The organism is Sediminimonas qiaohouensis DSM 21189 (genome assembly GCF_000423645.1).
GTDB lineage: Bacteria > Pseudomonadota > Alphaproteobacteria > Rhodobacterales > Rhodobacteraceae > Sediminimonas > Sediminimonas qiaohouensis.
Genome location: NZ_AUIJ01000002.1, coordinates 229,941 through 247,873 on the forward strand (window position 1 = coordinate 229,941; position 17,933 = coordinate 247,873).

Sequence of the window (17,933 nt, forward strand, 5' to 3'; positions counted from 1 at the left end):
CGCACCGGGCGCCCGCCCCTTCTGTTTGCGCGATCAGTTGGAGGGCGCGGAGCCGAACCACTTGGAATAGATGGCGTCATAGCGGCCATCCGCGCGCATCTTGGCAAGCGCCTCGTTCACCGGGCCGACCAAATCGCTGCCCTTGGGGAACCCGATCCCGTATTGATGGGCCATCATCTGTGTGCCCACGGCCTTGACCTGCCCGTTTCCGGCCTTGGCGATGTAATAAAGCACGTTGGGCGTGTCATGCATCGCGGCATCGACGCGGCCGGTGCGCAGCTCAAGATAGGCGTTGTCGATGTTGGGGAACTTGCGCAGCTCGGTGCCCTCGAAATTCTCTTCGGCATAATCGGACGCCGACGTTCCCGTTTTCACCGCAAGCGTTTTGCCATCAAGATCGGCAGGGCCCGAGACATCGCTATCGCTGGGAACCATCAGCAGAAAGCCACTGTCATAATAGCCGTCGGAGAAATCGATCACTTCCTCGCGCGATGGCTTGATCGTGATCCCGGCCAGTGCGACATCCACCTGCCCCGTTTGCAGGGCGGGAATGATGCCGTTGAAATCCATCGGGCGCAGCTCGTAGCTGGCGCCGATTTCCTCGGCGATGGCATCCCACATATCGATGTCGAAACCCGTGTATGCGCCGTCTTTCTTGAACTCGAACGGCACAAAGGCCGTATCGGTGGCGATAACGAGGTCCTGCGCGGCGGCGACGCTGGCCGTGACCGCAAAGGCGGCGGCGGCGGCGATTTTGTAAAGAGGTTTCATGTCAACTCCCGTGTTGGTGATCGTTTTGGATCGACTGGTGCATTTGCCCTAATCGTGCAAAATAATTTGCACAACGTGATTATAAATGCAAATCTTTTGCGTACCCCGTGAATTTCCCCTGTGGGAGGTACGTTTATGCTTGCCCAAACGGCCCGAATCGGATGCCCCGCACAGGCGGATCATCGCAGCACCTGCAAACGAGAGCGCACAACATGACACCGCTGCCCAAACTGATGGTCGCGCCCAACGGCGCGACGCGCGGCAAGGCCGACCACCCTGCCCTGCCGATCACGATCCCCGAGATCGTGGAAACCGCCAAGGCCTGTCACGCGGCGGGCGCAGGCGGGCTGCACGCACATGTGCGCGACGCGATGGGGCATCATGTCCTTGATGCCGCGCTCTATCGCGAGTTGCTGTTGGAGATGGCGCAAAAGGTGCCGGGCATGTCCGTGCAGATCACGACCGAGGCGCAGGGCCGCTATACCCCGCAACAACAACGCGCGCTAGTCCGTGCCGTGCGGCCCGCCATGGTATCCGCCGCATTGCGCGAGATGCTCGCCGACGACGACAGGCCTGCGGCAAGACGGTTCTACCATGAGACGGCCGAGGCCGGCATCGCCGTGCAGCATATCCTTTATGACACCGCCGATATCGCGCGCCTGGCCGATGAGGCGGTGCACGGGACACTCCCGGAGGGACCGGCCACCATCCTGCTTGTCCTTGGACGGTACAAGGATGGCAAACGCGCGGTGCCCGCCGATCTGGACCCGATGCTAGACACCGTACGAGCCCGCCTGCCCGGGGCCGACTGGGCGGTTTGTGCATTCGGCCCGCGCGAGACGGAGTGCCTGCTGCACGCCGACATGAGCGGCGGCAAGCTGCGCGTGGGGTTTGAGAACAACCTGCTGCAACGCGACGGGCAGGTGGCCCCCGACAACGCCGCGCGGGTTGCCGAGATTGCCCGGCTGACCGGGTTGGCGCCTACTTTGTCAGGATAAGCTTGCCGGCCCTTGTGATGCGCAATGTATAGCTCTGCCCGTCCAGTATGATGCGGGCGGTTTGCGCCCCTGCCGTAAGCGCGCGGGCATCGTGCACACGCTCGCCCGAGGGGCTCTTGTGAACCGTATCCGCCACTGTTGCACCGGTGGCGGAGGACATGGACCGATTGTCGTGACAGCTCATGGCCGCGTCTCGATACGATCAAGCAGCAGGTCGAGCCAGCTTTCGGACATCAGCCCCGATTGCGGTGTCAGCGCGAGCAGGTCGCGCCAAGCTTCGGGCGTGCCGTGGCACACCCTGTCAGGACGCGGTGATGGAAGCGGTTGGGCGCATAAGATCATCGGATTTTACTCCAGATTTGGGAAAACGCGCCGGGCTGCCCCTTGGTCGGGATGGCTGGGCTCGGCAATTTCTGACTTATTCAATCAGGTATGTCAAATGCATTTTCCGAACCCGTGACCACACGCGCACGTGACCGCGCGTGGCTTGACCCGGGCGCATTGGGCGCCCATTGGTCGCGGGTACGTGTCTGGCACCCGCCTGCGACGGGCGGTAAGCTGTGCCACACTGTCCGCATGTTCCAAAGGGAGCGTTGTGCATGTTTCTACCACCGGCCCTGGCCCGCGCTGCGGTGCTCTTGTTGGCGCTGTTTCTCATGTTTCCCGCTGAAGGCGCGGGCGCGACGCAATCTGACGCGGTTGCGCGCGACACGCTGAGCGCACGGCTGATCACGGCCGAGGATGGCGTTGCGCGCCAGACGGGGGCGCTTTCGGCCGGTCTCGAGATTGATCTGCGCAAGGGATGGCACGCCTATTGGCGCGCACCCGGCGAGGTCGGATTGCCCCCCGAGATCGACTGGCAGGGATCGGAAAACATTGCCAGCACCCAGATGTTGTGGCCCGCGCCGACGCGCTTTCGCGCTTTCGGGATCGAGAATTTCGGGTATGAAAACAAGCTGGTGCTGCCCATCAACATTCGCCTGGACGAGCCGGGCGCGCCCGCGCGGCTGCACGCGCAAGTGTCCTTGCTGGTCTGCTCGGATATCTGCGTGCCCGAGCAATTCCTGCTAACACTTGATTTGCCGGGCGGCAGCGGCGGCGTGGATCAGGACGCTGCCGCAAAAATCAGCAAATGGGCCGCCAAGGTGCCCGATGACGGCGGCCCAAGTGGCCTGACCGCTGGAGTGGCAGCATTCGATGCCGCGCAGGAGGCACTTGTCATCACCGCCCGCAGCACGGTGCCGTTCGACGCGCCGGATCTGTTCCCCGAACTCGATGCATTCCCCAAAGCGGCGTTTGGCGCGCCCGATATCCGGCTGGGGGATCGCGGCAGGTTGATGTGGGCGCGCATGCCGGTGCTGACCGATGCCGTCACCGACGCCAAAGACGTGCCAGAACTAAGCGTCACGATCACCGATGGCGACCGGGCCGCCACCCTGCGCCCACAGGCGGTCGGGCAAGCCCCGCCGCCGCCCTTTACCCTTGCGCAGGTGGTGCCCGGCATCGGGCAACTGGCATGGATTGCCGCGCTTGGCGTTCTCGGTGGTCTGATCCTCAACGTGATGCCTTGCGTGCTGCCGGTGCTGTCGATCAAGCTCAGCTCGGCGGTCAAAAGCCACGGGGCGCATCCGGCGCGGGTGCGCGGCGGGTTCCTGATGTCGGCGCTTGGCGTTCTGGCCTTCATGTGGGTGCTGGCGGCGGCGACGCTGGCCACGCGCGCGCTGGGGATGTCCGTCGGGTGGGGGCTACAGTTCCAAAACCCCGTTTTCCTTTCGCTGATGATCGTGATTCTCACCATCTTCTCGGCCAACCTGTTGGGGTTGTTCGAGATTTCCCTGCCTTGGAGCTGGCAGTCGCGGCTAAGCCGCGCCGATGGCAGCCCCGGCTACCTGGGCGACTTCGCCACCGGCGCGTTTGCCGCGGTTCTGGCCACGCCTTGCTCGGCGCCGTTTCTTGGCACGGCGGTGGCATTTGCGCTGGCTGGCCGGGCGGTGGACGTGGTGGTGATTTTCACGGCTATGGGGATCGGCCTGGCCCTGCCGTATCTTGTGGTCGCCATACGCCCGGCCCTTGTCGGGCGGTTGCCGCGCCCGGGGCGTTGGATGGTGGTGCTCAAGATGGTGCTTGGCGCATTGCTGGCGCTGACGGCGCTATGGCTGTTTTGGGTGCTCGACGGGGTGTCGGGCCCTTGGGCGGTCCTGTCTGTCGCCGCCTTGATGGGCATAGCGATCGCGTTGTTGGCGCTGCGCTTGCCGGGGCTTGCGCCGGGACTGCGCGCGGGCGCGCTGACGCTTGTGGCGGGGGCAGCATTGGTCGCGCCGACCCTGGTCCCTGCCCCGGCGCCCATGCGCGCGGCGGCATCCGAGACGGCACAATGGCAAGTGTTCGACCGGGCCGAAATCGCGCGCCATGTGGCCGCGGGCAAGACCGTGTTCGTCGATGTGACCGCCGATTGGTGCCTGACGTGCAAGGCAAACAAGGCATTGGTACTGGACCGCGCGCCGGTGGCGGGTGCGCTGCGGGGCGAAAACGTTGTGCCGCTGCGCGCTGACTGGACCCGGCCGGACGAGAGTATCTCGCGCTACCTTGCAAGCTTTGACCGCTACGGCATTCCGTTCAACGCCGTCTATGGCCCCGGCGCGCCCGAAGGGATCGCCCTGCCCGAGATCCTGAACGCGCAAACGGTGCTGGATGCGCTGGAACGCGCGGGGCGGCGCGAGGTGGCGCAGGGGGGCTGAGACCGCCCGCGCGCTACCACGGCCAGACGGGGACCACGCCCGCAAACCATCCGTGCCCCCATAGCAGCGCCCCATAGCCCCCAACGGCCACGCCGAGCCTGAGCATCGCGCCGGGCCATGACAGCGGGCGCTGAACACGCGGCGCGGCCCGCAGCCTCGCGCGCATATCGTCCCATGCCGCGCCCATGAGGCGCCGCTTGCGCCGGTCCACGATCCACATGCCGAGAACCGCAAACGCCGCGAACAGGCCGAATACCGCGACATGCGCCAGATCACCGTTGGCGATCACATGCGCCAAGGCCCATATCGCCAGCGCCAGCAACAGCGGATGCCGCACCCAGCGTATGATCCCGGCCCGCGTGGGATCGAACCGCGCATCATCGCGTCCGCCAAAGGAAAACGGGTTGGGACGCGCCGCGCCAAAAGCCAGCAACGCGCACACGGCCGCCATTGCCACGAATGGAACCGCCGCAAGCCATGGCGTCCACTCCCATAGCGGCACATGGGGCGCCCGCCCCGCCGCCACGATCACCCAGCCAAGGATGGCCACCGACAACAGCGAATAAGCCGCCGTAAACCCGCGCGCGCCGAGCTGGCGCACCAGGGCCGCGCGCACCGGCGGACGCACCGGCACGGCGTGGCCAACCCCGAACGCGAGCAGCGATAGCGTGAGTTCCGCCCATCCCCACATGACTATGACGCCGCCGGTCTGGGGCACACGGGGACCGTGCCAGAACGGCGTGGGCGAAACCCGAAACCTGGGGCCTTGGAGGAAATCATGCGCGCATGCTTTGAGCGGATGTGGTCATTTCAGCGGCTCCCTTGTCGATTGCACCCCTTGTTCCGTCATGATCCAGGTCATCGCGATGTCGTGGGCCTGGGGAAAGATCGTGGGCAGGCGCGCGGCCTGTAGCCCGACACCGATCGTAAGGGGGGGCGCGCTTATCGCAGCAAGGGTGCGATCATAATAGCCACCCCCATTGCCCAGGCGGTAGCCGCCGGCATCCCATCCGACCAGCGGGGACAGCACGATGTCGGGGGTCACCTGCGCAGCAGAGGCGGGTGGAACGGGGATCGACCATTCGCCGCGCTGTAGCGTGGCGCCCTGGGTCCATTGCCGGAAAACCAGCGGCGCGGCGCGCGTCTCGACCACGGGCAAGGCGAGCTGCGCCCCCGCGGCCCGCCATTCGCGAAGCAGCGGGCGCAGGTCAAGCTCCCCACGGATCGGCCAATAGCCTGCGATAACGCGGCCCTGAACGCCATCGGTCAGATCCGAGATCAGCGCGCGAAGGCGCTCGGACAGCAGGAACGAGACATGCGCGCGTGTTGCCACGCTCAGGCCCTTCCGCTCGGTTGTCAGGCGCTCGCGTTCCGCGCGGCGCCACCGCGCCACGTCGCGCGCTTGCTGCTCATCGCGCGGCACGGCGCCCTGAACTCCGTGATCAAGCTCTTCGGCATAGCAAGGCGGCGAAGCAAGCGGGGGCATGGGGATGTTTGACATGGGCGCCTCAATCGGTATTTGAAATGTGTATTAAAACCCACTAACCTGTCTTTTCAACCCCGGCAATCCATGGAGCGACAATTTGCGCTTAACCTCGTTCACCGATTATGGCCTGCGTGCGCTCATGCGGATGGCCGCGAACCCCGAGCGCGCGTTTTCAACCGCCGAACTGGCTCAGGAATTCGAGATCTCGCGCAATCACCTGGCCAAGGTCATATCGGCGCTGGCCGGGGCGGGAATCGTACGGACCCGGCGCGGTGGCGGCGGAGGCGCGAGTTTGGCGCAACCGGCCGAAAACCTCCGGCTGGGGAAAATCGTGCGGGTGCTTGAGGCGGATCAGGCCCTTGTCGAATGCTTCGGCCCCGGCAACACTTGCGTCCTGACGCCGCGATGCAGGCTGAAGTCGCGACTGGCACGCGCCGAAGCGGCGTTCCTGTCGGACCTCGACCAAAGCACCCTGGCCGACTGCATATACCGACCGAATACCGACAGAATACAGCCTTAGCGCAGCGGCACCGCCAAGCAAGAAATCGAAAATCGTGGACCTGCCGACGATCCGGTCCATATAGTCACGCGAGCCGTATCGCGTGGTGCCCTGTGCGCCCGCAGATAATTGCACCACCCATTGCATCGGGGGCCACCCGGTAAGAGACATGTCCAACACCCAATTGCGTTCACCAAGCGGCCCCCACCCCGACGCGATAATCGTCGCACATGGCGCCCCATCCGATCCGGCCCCACAGGAGGCAGCGCTCCGTGCGCTTGCATCGCATGTGGCCGATCAACTGTCCGGCTGGCGCGTTCGCGGCGCGACGCTGGCCGCCGAAGGGGCACTTGAATCCGCGCTTGAGGGAATGCGCGCGCCATTTGTCTATCCGTTTTTCATGGCCGAGGGGTGGTTCACCGGCACCAACCTGCCCAAACGCCTGACCGAGGCGGGGGTCAAGGACGCGCAGCAGCTACGCCCCTATGGCACCGACCCGGATTTGCCCGCCGTGATGGCGCGCACCGCCCGGCGGGGCGCACAGCAGGCAGGGATGGACACGGCGGATGCGGTCCTGCTGATTGCCGCGCACGGATCGGGGGTCTCGCGCCGCTCGGCCGATAGCACGCACGAGATGGTTGCGCACCTGTCGCGCACAAGCGGCTTTGCCCGTGTCGTGGCCGGCTTCATCGAAGAACCGCCATATCTTGCGCAGGTGGCACGCGATACGGGGCAGGCAGTATGCCTGCCCTTCTTTGCCCTGCGCGCGGGACATGTCTTGTACGATATTCCCAGTGCGCTGCGAGAAGCCGGTTTTGCTGGCCCCACCCTGCCGCCTATTGGCGCATCAGATGAAACGCCCGCGATGATTGCCTCGGCGCTCAGGCGTGCAAGCGAAGGTGGCGACGCGGGGGAGGCATGATGAATGCGCGCGGCACTTATGCAAGACGGGCGCCGTTGGGAGGCAGGAGGCCAAAAAATCGGCAAAGCCGCTTGTCGCCTACCCTTTCCAACGTTTATCAGGGCAGGACAACAGAATAGCCCCGCGGCTGCATATACCGGTGCATGACAACCGCATCGGCACGGACAGTTTGCGCACAGGGGCCGGTGGGAGGGACAGAAACGCATGGACATTCTGCTGCCTGTGATCGCGGCGCTGCCGTTCCTAGGGGCTTTGTTGCCAGGGCTGATGATCCGGGCCGGACGCGCCACCTGCGCGAGCTACACCGCGCTAAGCAGCGGCCTGGCGTTTCTGCTGCTGTTGATTTGCGCCCCCACGGTGATGCAGGGCGAGGTGCTGCACTTCAGGCTGGACTGGCTTCCGGCGCTTGGCCTTAACGTCACGTTCATGTTGGATGGGCTGGGCTTGCTGTTTGCCGGTCTGATCATCGGGATCGGCCTGCTGATCATTCTCTATGCGCGCTATTACCTGTCGCACGACGATCCGATGGGGCAGTTCTATACCTACCTGCTACTGTTCCAGGGGGCGATGGTGGGCATTGTCCTGTCGGACAACATCCTGCTGTTGTTGGTATTTTGGGAGCTAACATCGCTATCGTCGTTTCTGTTGATCGGCTATTGGACGCATCTGCCCGAGGGGCGGCAAGGCGCGCGCATGGCGCTGACCGTGACGGGCCTTGGCGGGCTGGCGATGATCGCGGGCATGCTGATCCTGGGCAATATCGCCGGCAGCTATGACATCAGCGTGATCCTGACCCAGGGCGAGGCGATCCGCGACTCAGAGATGTACGTGCCGGCGTTGCTGCTTATCTTGCTGGGGGCGTTCACCAAATCGGCGCAGTTCCCGTTCCATTTCTGGTTGCCACACGCCATGGCCGCGCCGACGCCGGTGTCGGCCTACCTGCATTCGGCCACCATGGTGAAGGCCGGGCTGTTCCTGATGGCGCGGCTGTGGCCGGTGCTATCGGGCACGCCCGAGTGGTTCTACATCGTGGCCACGACGGGGTTGGTGACCATGATCATCGGCGCGGTGATCGCCCTGTTCAAGGACGATCTCAAGGCATTGCTGGCCTTCTCGACGGTGAGTCACCTTGGCCTGATCACCATGCTATTGGGGTTCGGAACAAAGATGGCGGCGGTCGCGGCGGTGTTTCACATCATCAACCACGCCACCTTCAAGGCGGCGTTGTTCATGACCGCCGGGATCATCGACCACGAGGCACACAGTCGCGACATCAAGCGCCTGGGCGGCCTGCGCCGCCTCATGCCGGTGACCTTTGTCATTGCGACGGTGGCATCGCTGTCGATGGCGGGGATTCCGCTTCTGAACGGGTTCCTGTCCAAGGAAATGATGCTTGAAGAAGCGGTGCACACGGTCTGGATGGGATCGTATTACATGATGCCCGCGCTGGCCACGTTGGGCGCGCTGTTTTCCGTTGCGTATTCGTTCCGGTACATCGTTCACGTGTTCCTTGGGCCGGTGCGCGACGACTACCCCGGCCATCCCCACGATCCCGGCTTTGGCATGTGGGCGGCGCCGGCGCTGTTGGTGGTCGCGGTTGTGGCGATTGGCGTGGCGCCGTTCCTGGCTGAGCCACTGGTTCGCACCACCGCGCATGCCGTGATCGGCGGCGAATTGCCCGAGTTTCACCTCAAGATCTGGCACGGGGTGACGCCGGCGCTGTTCCTGTCGGGCACGGCGGTGATTGGCGGGGCCGTTTTGTTGGCCGCGCACGCGCCGCTCATGCGAGGCTGGCTGGCCGCGCCGCGCCCCGAGGCCAAGGTCATGTTCGACGCCACGGCAAGGGGTGCCACGCGCCTCAGCGGCTGGCTGAGCGACAGTATGCACAATGGCTCCCTGACCCGGTTCGCGGCGATTTTCACGATCACCGTGGTGGCCGCGGGCCTTTGGGCCTGGGGCGGGGCCGGCATCGGCGCGCCCGAGCGCACCATGCTGCCGATCCGGGCCTTGCCCGCGGTGGGGTGGCTGGTGCTGATCGTCTCGACCGGCTGCCTCATCGCGTTCCACCGCAATCGCCTGCTGGCGCTGGTTCTGCTGGCCGGCGTAGGCCTGAGCGTGTCGATGGCCTTTGTCTACCTATCGGCGCCCGATCTGGCGCTGACGCAGATTTCGGTCGAGGTGGTCACCATCATCCTTCTGCTGTTGGCGCTGAATTTTCTGCCCAAGACGACCCCCATCGAAAGCAGCACGATGCGCCGATTGCGCGATGCCGCGCTGGCCATCGTGGGCGGTGTGGCCGTCAGTGCCCTGACCTACGCGATCCTGATCCGCGATTTTGCCTTCGATAGCATCTCGGCCTTTCATCTCGCCAATTCGTACAAGGGCGGCGGGGGGCATAACGTGGTCAACGTGATCCTGGTCGATTTCCGGGGCTTCGACACCTACGGCGAGATCACCGTTCTGGGCATTGCCGCACTGGTGATCTTTGCGCTGACCGATACCGTATTGCGCGGCCCGGGGGGCCGGTGGCTGGTCCGGTGGGGGGCAGGCACCGACGAAGCGGGCGATCGCCACCCTCTCATGATGGTTGTGGCCACGCGCGTGATGATGCCGATTGCGCTGCTGGTCGGGGTCTACATCTTTTTGCGCGGGCATAATGAGCCGGGCGGCGGGTTCATCGCCGGCCTGGTCGTGGCGATCGCCCTGTTGATGCAATATATGGCAAGCGGGTTTGCCTGGGCCGAGGCGCGGCAGCGCACGCCCTATCACGCGCTGATTGCCGCAGGCGTTCTGATCGCGAGCCTGACCGGAGTTGGTGCGTGGCTGGCGGGGCGTCCATTCCTGACCAGCGACTACGGCTACATCACCCTGCCACCGCTCGAGAAGTTCGAATGGGCCACCGCCATGGGCTTTGATCTGGGGGTTTTCCTGACGGTTGTGGGGGCGGTCATGCTTGCCCTCAACAGCCTGTCGAGCATGGCCCGCAGACGCGGCGAGACGATCAACATCTACCCGATGGATATCAACCCAGAACGCCCCGATTCACCGCCGCCGCCGCCGACCGGGCCAGGCGGCGAGAAGGAGACATAGAATGGAGTTGCTGATGGCAAGCGCCATAGGCGCGCTGACCGCCGCGGGGATCTACCTGGTCCTGCGCATGCGGAGTTTTCCGGTGATCCTGGGGGTTTCGCTTCTGTCCTATGCGGTAAACCTGTTCCTGTTCGCGTCGGGACGATTGGCGATCAACCTGCCGCCGATCCTGCACGACGGCGTGCACGACTATACCGACCCATTGCCGCAGGCGCTGGTGCTTACGGCGATCGTGATCTCGTTCGGGATGTCGGCCGTGGTGGTGATGCTGGCGCTCGGCGCCTACCTTTCGGGGCGCAGCGACGCCATCGACATGTCCGCGCAAGATACGGAGAACGGTCAATGAACCACTGGATCATCGTTCCCGTCGTTCTGCCGGCGATCCTTGCCTCGGTCATGGTGCTGTCGATGCGCAATGAACTGACGCTGCAGCGTATTTTCTCGGTGACGGGCGCGCTTGCTGTGCTGGGGATCACGATCGGGCTTGGGATGCAAGCGGCAAGCGGACAGATCCAGGTGTACGAGCTGGGCAACTGGCCTGCCCCGTTCGGCATCGTTCTGGTTCTGGACAGGCTATCGGCGTTGATGGCGATACTGACGGCGTTTCTCGCCGTGGCGGTGCTTCTTTATGCCATGGGAACCGGATGGGATACGCGCGGCAAGCATTTTCACCCGCTGATGCATTTCCAGTTGATGGGCATTTTCGGCGCCTTCCTGACCGGCGATGCCTTTAACCTGTTCGTCTTTTTCGAGGTTCTTCTGATCGCGTCTTACGGGTTGATGATCCATGCCGGCGGGACGATGCGGCTGCGCGCGGGGCTTCAATACGTCGTCTATAACCTGTTGGGCTCCACGCTTTTCCTGTTTGCATTGGGGACGCTTTACGGGGTGACCGGGACGCTCAACATGGCCGATCTCGCCGTGCGGATCGGTGAAATCCCTGCGGATGAGGCCGGGCTTGTTCGTGTCGGCGCGATCCTGCTGCTGCTTGTTTTTTCGATCAAGGCCGCGCTGCTGCCCTTGCATTTCTGGCTGCCCGAGACCTATGCCCGCGCGCCTGCGCCGGTGGCGGCCCTTTTTGCCATCATGACCAAGGTCGGGGCCTATGCGATCATCCGGGTCTTCACCCTGATTTTCGGTCCTGATCTGAGCGCAACCGCGAGCCTGATCGGCCCCGTGGTAAACGTGGCGGCGCTGCTGACATTGACCGTGGGGATGATCGGCATTCTCGGGGCACAGAACCTGGGGCGACTGGCCGCGTTTGCCGCGATCGCCTCGATGGGGACGCTTCTGATCGCTGTTGCCGGGTTCACGCCCGAGGCAACCTCGGCCGCGCTTTATTATACGATGCATTCCACTCTGGGCGGTGCGCTATTGTTCATGACGGTTGACCTGGTACGCGAGTATCGCGGAGCGTGGGCCGGCTCCTTGCTTCCGGGGCCGCGCATGGCCCATCACGGCATGATCGCGACACTGTTCTTCGGGGCGGCGATAGCCACCGCCGGCTTACCGCCATTGTCGGGCTTCGTTGGCAAGCTGATTGTTCTGGACGCGCTGAGAGATGCGCCGCAAGCGGCGCTGATCTGGGCGGTGGTGTTGGGCACGTCGCTGATTGCCGTGTTGGGGTTTGCACAGGCGGGCAGCACCGTGTTCTGGAAGCCGGCCCCCGTTGGGGCCCCTGCCCCTGAGCCACAGGAAGGCACCACCGCGCCAAGCGGCCTGCCACAGGCGAGCACGCATCCAGCGCCGGCGCTGGCGTTCTCGGTGGTCTTTGGCCTACTCTTTGCGGTGGCAGGATTGGCGGCCCTGGCAGGGCCTGTCACCGGCTACCTGGCGCAAACCTCGGCGCAGCTGTTTGCGCCGGATGCCTATATCACCGCCGTCATGGCCGCGCGATGACGACGGAAAGGGGATCGATTATGATACGCAAATTCCTGCCTCACCCGTGGTTAACGCTTCTGCTGGTCGTGGTGTGGCAGATGCTGGTCAACACGCTGACCCTGGGCAACCTGGTGCTGGGGTTGATCCTTGGGTTGACGATCCCGATCCTGACCGCGCCGTACTGGCCCAACCGGCCGCGCTTGCGCAGTCTGCCGCGCATCGTCGAATACATCGTGATCGTTCTTTGGGATATCATCGTCGCCAATGTCCAGGTCGCCGGCGTGATCTTGTTCAAACGCAATGCCGACACCCGCCCCGCGTGGATCGACATACCGCTCAAGCTGCACACACCCGAAGCCATCACCGTTCTGGCCGGCACGATCACCATGACACCTGGCACCATTTCCAGCGATCTGTCGGCCGATGGTCATACATTGCTTGTGCACTGCCTGCACGCCCCTGACCCGGACGCCGTGCGCGCGCAGATCAAGTCGCGATACGAACGCCGCCTGATGGAGATCTTCGAATGATCCAGTTTGCCCTACTTTTTGCCCTGGGATGTTTCGGCTTGGCGATCTTGATCAACCTTTACAAGATCATCACGGCGCCGGGCATCGGGGATCGCATCCTTGCCCTTGATACGCTGGCGATAAACGCGATCGCACTTATCACGCTTTACGGGATATGGATGGAAACCGCGATGTATTTCGAGGCGTCGATGATCTTCGCGATGACCGGCTTCATCTCGACCGTGTCCTACACGCGCTTCATTCTGCGCGGCGACATCATCGAATGACGGAGGGCACCATGATTGTCGATATCCTTATAAGCGCCTTTTTGGTCATTAGCGGCATATTCGGGCTGGTTGGCTCGGTCGGGCTGATCAAGCTGCCGCACCCGATGATGAGGCTGCATGCGCCAACCAAGGCCACGACCCTGGGCGTCGGGGGGGCCTTGATCGCATCACTGTTGTATTTCTATTTCGTAGCGGGGCGGTTTTCCTATCACGAGTTGATGATAACGCTGTTCCTGTTCCTGACTGCACCGATCACCGGGAATTTCATCGCCAAGGTGCATATCCACCGGCACGAGACGCGCGACAGCCTGCCAAGCACCGGCAGCGAACGGCCCTGGGCCACGTTCGAGAGCGACGAGGACCGCATCCGCGCCGAGGGGCATGAGCTTTAACCCTTGATCCAACGGCCAAGCGCAAGCACCTGCAGATCGGCCACATTCGTACCTGTTGCGCCGGTCACCCACAGATCGTCGGACAGGGCAAGCGCATGGTTGCTGTCGTTGTTGGCCAACAGCGCGGCCGCATCGCCCCCTGCCGCCTTGATCCGCGCAATACTGCCGTGATCGACCAGCCCACCGGCGGCATCGGTAGGCCCGTCCCGGCCATCCGTGCCCCCGGACAGGAACGCAAATACCCGCCCCTGCTGGGAGGCCAGCATTGCCACCCTGAGCGCCAGTTCCTGGTTGCGCCCGCCCCTGCCCTGTCCGCGCAGGCGCACTGTCGTTTCCCCGCCAAACAGGACCACGCCCCCGGGCCCATCGAAATACGACAGGACCACCTGCGCGGCATCGGCCACGTCCCCCATCAGCGGGTCGTCGCGCATGCGCGCGCCAGGCGTGGCCGCCGCCATCGCGGCAACTGACGCCGCATTGCCCCCGATCACGCGGTTATCCGCCAATACGGGCCCGGCTTCGCCCTCATCCGGTGCGCTCAGCAGGGATTGCACGGACGCGGGCAGATCCGGCCACACGCCAAGGCGATGCGCCACATCCCGCGCCGCCGCGCGATCCGCGATTGGCGGCGCCGTTGGGCCGCTGGCTACGACGCGCGGATCGTCCCCCACGACATCCGACAGGATCAGCGCCGCAACCTGTGCGGGGGCCGCCAACCGCGCCAAGCCGCCCCCCTTTAGCCGCGACAGGGCCTGCCGCACGATATTGGTCTCGGTGATATCGGCCCCGCTGGCCAACAGCAGCCGATTGACAGCGATCTTGTCGTCCAGCGTCATCCCCGCAAGCGGGGCCGGCAACATGGCAGAGGCGCCGCCCGATACGAGCACGATAAAGACATCCTCGGGCGTCAGCGCGCCTGCCATCGCCTCCAACTTCTGCGCCGCATCGGCGCCGTGCGCGTCAGGCACCGGGTGCCCCGCCGCCATGACCTCGGCCCCGCGCACGGGGGCTACGTTCTCGCGGTTGGTGATGATCAGCGCGCGGCGGGGCGAAAGCAGTGCCATCGCTTCTTCGGCCATGCCGACGGCTGCCTTGCCGATAGCGGCAAGGTATAGCGCACCGCCCGGGCCAGGCATCGGCACATCGGCCTTGCCCAGGGCCTTGCGCACCGCCACGGCCGGATTGGCCGCGTTCAACCCCGCCTGAAACGCCGCTGCGCAGGTTGCGCGCAAAGATTCGGTTTCACTCATGCCGCGCGTCCCTTCCCTTGTATCCGCCGAAACAGATCGCACGGCCCTGCCCGGCAATCAATCATCCAAGGCCACCACCAGACCATTGGCCGAGTGGGGGATTATCCGAATAGATGCGGATTTGTCGTTCTCCTTTGATACATCGCGATTAAGGCATAGGATTAACCCAATGCCCACGACGTGCTGCGGCTCGTTCCGGGCGCGGGGCGGTAGAGGCCGCAACTCAGACAAACTGCCGATCCGTTGGATCGACGAAAGGGAAGTAGAGATGTTCACCAAGAAACTGGATCTGTTCTCGATTCTGGGGTTTCGCGTCAGCCTGGATTTTTCATGGTTCCTGCTGGCGGTTCTGATCGTCTGGTCGCTGTCAGAGGCGTATTTCCCAAGCGTCATAGAAAACCTGCCGCACGAGACCGCAGTTGTTATGGGACTAGGCGGTGCCGCAGGGTTTTTCTTTTCGATCATTTTCCACGAGTTCTCGCACGCTCTTGTCGCGCGGCGCTACGATATTCCCATTTCCGGGATCACGCTTTTCATATTTGGCGGCGTGGCCGAAATGGAAAAAGAGCCGCCAAGCGCCAAGTCCGAGTTCTTGATGGCGATTGCGGGGCCGATTGCCAGTTACGTCCTGGCCGTCCTGTTTTATGCCGGTGCCTACGTGCTGCCGTCGGCGACACCTGACGCTCCGCTGGCCGCGGTTTTCTTCTACCTCGCACTGATCAATACGGTTTTGGCAACGTTCAACCTCCTCCCCGCGTTCCCGCTTGATGGGGGGCGGGTGTTTCGTGCGGCTGTCTGGTGGTGGACGGACAACCTGCAAAAGGCCACCAGCATGGCCGCGATGACGGGGCGAATTCTGGGTACGATGCTTATGGCGCTTGGTGTGTTGAGCGTCATTGGCGGCGCGTTTGTCGCCGGGATGTGGCAAGCGCTTATCGGTTTGTTCATAATCGGCGCCGCACAATCTTCCGAAGTTCAGATGGTGATGAAAACCCTGCTACAGAATGTGCCGGTGAGCCGTCTCATGGTTGCCGATCCGGTGGCCGTGCCATCGGATACGCCCGTCGCCGATATGATCGAGCAGTACTTCTACCGCTTCAGCCACAAGGTGTTTCCCGTGGTGCGCGACGATACGCTGTTGGGGTCGGTGCGGCTCCACGATGTTGGGCAAATCCCCCATGAGGAGCGCAAGACGCTGACAGCGGGGCATGTCCTGTCGCGCGACAGCCTTGACAGAACGGTCACACCCGAAAGTTCAGTGCTGGATGCGCTGGACCTCATGCAAGAGCACAACACCAGCCGCCTGATGGTTACCCGAAACGGAACCCTCAAGGGGATGCTGACCATGCGCGATATCATGAACTATGTTACCATCCGTCAGGAGATTGGTGCCGCTGCTGATACCCCGCGAAGGGCATGACGGGCCAAGGACCATTCGAGATGAGGGATAGAGCGAACGCGACGGAGGTTGGTTGAGAGGGCGAAATGCCCGCCTGTGAACAACATATCAGATAAGGTGCGTAGCCCATGGCCCCACAAAAGCAGACCGTATTCGTAGGCACGTTGGCGCTTGAGGGGTATCTGCGTCTTCCCGCAGACCCGCTTGGGGTGGTGATCTTTGCCCATGGCGCCGGAAGCAGCCATTTGAGCACCCGCAACAACCATGTGGCCGACGCCCTGGGCAAACGGGGCATCGCCACGCTTCTTTTCGATCTGCTGACCGAGGACGAAGCGCGGGACCGGGCGAATGTATTCGATATCACGCTTCTGAGCGCGCGGGTCATTGATGCTATCGCCTGGGCGAAAGCCAACGCGCAGATCGGATCGCTGCCCATCGGTCTTTTCGGGTCCAGCACAGGCGCCGCGGCGGCGCTTGTCGGGGCGGCGAATGCCCCCTCGGACATACAGGCAGTGGTATCGCGAGGCGGACGCCCTGATATGGCCGATGCGGCCCTCCCGAATGTAAAGGCGCCCGTTTTGCTGATCGTCGGAGGGGCGGATTATCAGGTTATCGAGCTGAATGAACAGGCGGCCAAGCGCCTGACGTGCCCCTACAAGCTTGAGATAATCCCGAACGCCACGCACTTGTTCGAAGAGCCCGGCGCACTGGAGCAAGTGGTGGAGATCGCCGGGGACTGGTTCGAAACAAACCTGACAACGGACAGGACGCAATCATGAGCGGCTTTTTCAATCGTACCGAAGCTGGCAAGGCTCTTGCCAAGGCGCTTGCAGACAGGGACTTCCACGATCCTGTCATATTGGCGCTGCCGCGCGGAGGGGTACCCGTGGGGATCGAGTTGGCGCGGGAATTGCACGCGCCGATGGACCTGGTCATGGTCCGCAAGGTTGGCGCCCCAAGGCAGCCGGAACTGGCCGTCGCCGCCGTGGTTAATGGCGACAGCCCTCAGATCGCGATCAACGAAGCCATTGCCGCGCATCTTGGCCTGTCACATGACGAGATCGAGCGCATGGCGCGGCCCCAGTTGGACGAGATACAGCGGAGAAGAGCGAAATACCTGAAGGGCCGCACCCCTGTCGCCATTGAGGGGCGAACGGCCATCGTCGTGGATGACGGCATAGCAACCGGCGCAACCATGCGCGCGTCCCTCAAGGCGATAAGACAACGCGCGCCGGCGAACCTGATCCTGGCGGTGCCGGTCGCGGCGCGCGACGCGCTGAATGATATCCGCAAGGATGTAGATGAGGTGGTTTGCCTTCTCGAGCCCAGGGAACTCCTCGCGATCGGCGCCCATTACTCCGAGTTTGGACAGACCACGGACGAGGAAGTCATGCGCCTGATGGACGAGGCCGCCACGTTTGCTCGGAAAACCGGCCGTGAAACCGAATGACGTGTTGAGATAGCCAGCCGCGCGGATGCGCACTTGGGATAGCTCATATTGCTTTCATATGTACAGCAGGCGCGCCAAAGCAGCCGCGATCTGTACGGCAATGCGAACGCAATTCGCAGAGGGCTCAAGCGGCTGATATCAAGAAATAAATGGTGCCCCCACACGGACTCGAACCGCGGACCTACTGATTACAAATCAGTTGCTCTACCAGCTGAGCTATAGGGGCGCCGGGCAGTCGTTTACGCAAAGCTGCGCGTTGGT

19 protein-coding genes and 1 tRNA gene are annotated in these 17,933 nt (G+C 63.6%); 13 read left to right on the plus strand and 7 right to left on the minus strand.

Annotated features, from left to right (window positions below):
- Window positions 1-33: 33 nt before the first annotated feature.
- Window positions 34-771, minus strand: coding sequence for a glutamine ABC transporter substrate-binding protein GlnH (glnH, locus tag G568_RS0103525; protein WP_026756730.1), 738 nt, complete (start codon window positions 769-771; stop codon window positions 34-36).
- Between the two features lie 212 nt (window positions 772-983).
- Between glnH and G568_RS0103530 the strand changes: the two genes are divergently transcribed.
- Entirely contained in the window at window positions 984-1,769 is a 786-nt protein-coding gene (locus G568_RS0103530) for a beta-keto acid cleavage family enzyme (protein WP_026756731.1), read from the plus strand.
- Here the strand turns inward: G568_RS0103530 and hemP are convergent.
- Together hemP and G568_RS20185 are read right to left on the minus strand one after the other, a co-directional pair.
- Entirely contained in the window at window positions 1,753-1,929 is a 177-nt protein-coding gene (gene hemP, locus G568_RS19890) for a hemin uptake protein HemP (protein WP_084627327.1), read from the minus strand. The genes G568_RS0103530 and hemP overlap by 17 nt on opposite strands.
- Before the next feature lie 20 nt (window positions 1,930-1,949).
- Window positions 1,950-2,111, minus strand: coding sequence for a hypothetical protein (locus G568_RS20185; RefSeq protein WP_157084261.1), 162 nt, complete (start codon window positions 2,109-2,111; stop codon window positions 1,950-1,952).
- A gap of 257 nt (window positions 2,112-2,368) precedes the next feature.
- On the opposite strand from G568_RS20185, the gene G568_RS0103540 reads away from it, so the two are divergent.
- On the plus strand, window positions 2,369-4,507 hold the full coding sequence (locus G568_RS0103540; RefSeq protein WP_037373578.1) for a protein-disulfide reductase DsbD family protein: 2,139 nt from the start codon (window positions 2,369-2,371) through the stop codon (window positions 4,505-4,507).
- Window positions 4,508-4,520: 13 nt separating this feature from the next.
- On the opposite strand, the gene G568_RS0103545 is transcribed toward G568_RS0103540, so the two are convergent.
- A complete protein-coding gene (locus G568_RS0103545; RefSeq protein WP_245582870.1) occupies window positions 4,521-5,225 on the minus strand; it encodes an NnrU family protein in 705 nt (234 codons plus the stop codon).
- 87 nt (window positions 5,226-5,312) lie between these two features.
- Entirely contained in the window at window positions 5,313-5,993 is a 681-nt protein-coding gene (locus G568_RS0103550; RefSeq protein ID WP_245582871.1) for a 5-formyltetrahydrofolate cyclo-ligase, read from the minus strand.
- A 97-nt stretch (window positions 5,994-6,090) separates the two neighbouring features.
- Between G568_RS0103550 and G568_RS0103555 the strand changes: the two genes are divergently transcribed.
- The 8 genes from G568_RS0103555 to G568_RS0103590 all read left to right on the plus strand — a co-directional run bounded on the left by G568_RS0103555 (window position 6,091) and on the right by G568_RS0103590 (window position 13,573).
- Window positions 6,091-6,513: an Rrf2 family transcriptional regulator gene (locus tag G568_RS0103555; RefSeq protein WP_026756735.1), complete on the plus strand. Its 423-nt coding sequence runs from the start codon at window positions 6,091-6,093 to the stop codon at window positions 6,511-6,513.
- Window positions 6,514-6,661: 148 nt separating this feature from the next.
- Window positions 6,662-7,414: a CbiX/SirB N-terminal domain-containing protein gene (locus tag G568_RS0103560; RefSeq protein ID WP_051202699.1), complete on the plus strand. Its 753-nt coding sequence runs from the start codon at window positions 6,662-6,664 to the stop codon at window positions 7,412-7,414.
- A 204-nt stretch (window positions 7,415-7,618) separates the two neighbouring features.
- Window positions 7,619-10,504, plus strand: coding sequence for a monovalent cation/H+ antiporter subunit A (locus G568_RS18185; RefSeq protein ID WP_425423399.1), 2,886 nt, complete (start codon window positions 7,619-7,621; stop codon window positions 10,502-10,504).
- Window position 10,505: 1 nt separating this feature from the next.
- On the plus strand, window positions 10,506-10,850 hold the full coding sequence (locus G568_RS0103570) for a Na+/H+ antiporter subunit C (protein ID WP_026756737.1): 345 nt from the start codon (window positions 10,506-10,508) through the stop codon (window positions 10,848-10,850).
- Window positions 10,847-12,403 (plus strand): monovalent cation/H+ antiporter subunit D, encoded by a 1,557-nt coding sequence (locus G568_RS0103575; protein WP_026756738.1) that lies wholly within the window; start codon window positions 10,847-10,849, stop codon window positions 12,401-12,403. Before G568_RS0103570 ends, G568_RS0103575 begins: the two co-directional genes overlap by 4 nt.
- 20 nt (window positions 12,404-12,423) lie before the next feature.
- The gene (locus G568_RS0103580) at window positions 12,424-12,915 is read left to right on the plus strand and encodes a Na+/H+ antiporter subunit E (protein ID WP_026756739.1); all 492 of its coding nucleotides are present in this window, start codon (window positions 12,424-12,426) and stop codon (window positions 12,913-12,915) included.
- Entirely contained in the window at window positions 12,912-13,181 is a 270-nt protein-coding gene (locus tag G568_RS0103585) for a K+/H+ antiporter subunit F (RefSeq protein WP_026756740.1), read from the plus strand. Before G568_RS0103580 ends, G568_RS0103585 begins: the two co-directional genes overlap by 4 nt.
- 11 nt (window positions 13,182-13,192) lie before the next feature.
- Window positions 13,193-13,573: a Na+/H+ antiporter subunit G gene (locus G568_RS0103590; RefSeq protein ID WP_026756741.1), complete on the plus strand. Its 381-nt coding sequence runs from the start codon at window positions 13,193-13,195 to the stop codon at window positions 13,571-13,573.
- Here the strand turns inward: G568_RS0103590 and G568_RS0103595 are convergent.
- Window positions 13,570-14,823, minus strand: coding sequence for a glycerate kinase type-2 family protein (locus G568_RS0103595; protein ID WP_037373580.1), 1,254 nt, complete (start codon window positions 14,821-14,823; stop codon window positions 13,570-13,572). The genes G568_RS0103590 and G568_RS0103595 overlap by 4 nt on opposite strands.
- 85 nt (window positions 14,824-14,908) lie before the next feature.
- Here G568_RS0103595 and G568_RS0103600 point away from each other — a divergent pair, with 85 nt between their 5' ends.
- The 3 genes from G568_RS0103600 (at window position 14,909) to G568_RS0103610 (ending at window position 17,672) form a co-directional block, all read left to right on the plus strand.
- The gene (locus tag G568_RS0103600; RefSeq protein WP_169576937.1) at window positions 14,909-16,243 is read left to right on the plus strand and encodes a site-2 protease family protein; all 1,335 of its coding nucleotides are present in this window, start codon (window positions 14,909-14,911) and stop codon (window positions 16,241-16,243) included.
- Window positions 16,244-16,350: 107 nt separating this feature from the next.
- Entirely contained in the window at window positions 16,351-17,001 is a 651-nt protein-coding gene (locus tag G568_RS0103605; protein ID WP_026756744.1) for a dienelactone hydrolase family protein, read from the plus strand.
- Window positions 16,998-17,672 (plus strand): phosphoribosyltransferase, encoded by a 675-nt coding sequence (locus tag G568_RS0103610; RefSeq protein WP_026756745.1) that lies wholly within the window; start codon window positions 16,998-17,000, stop codon window positions 17,670-17,672. The genes G568_RS0103605 and G568_RS0103610 overlap by 4 nt, the downstream gene beginning before the upstream one ends.
- Before the next feature lie 150 nt (window positions 17,673-17,822).
- On the opposite strand, the gene G568_RS0103615 is transcribed toward G568_RS0103610, so the two are convergent.
- Window positions 17,823-17,898 (minus strand) — tRNA-Thr (locus G568_RS0103615).
- Window positions 17,899-17,933: the final 35 nt, after the last annotated feature.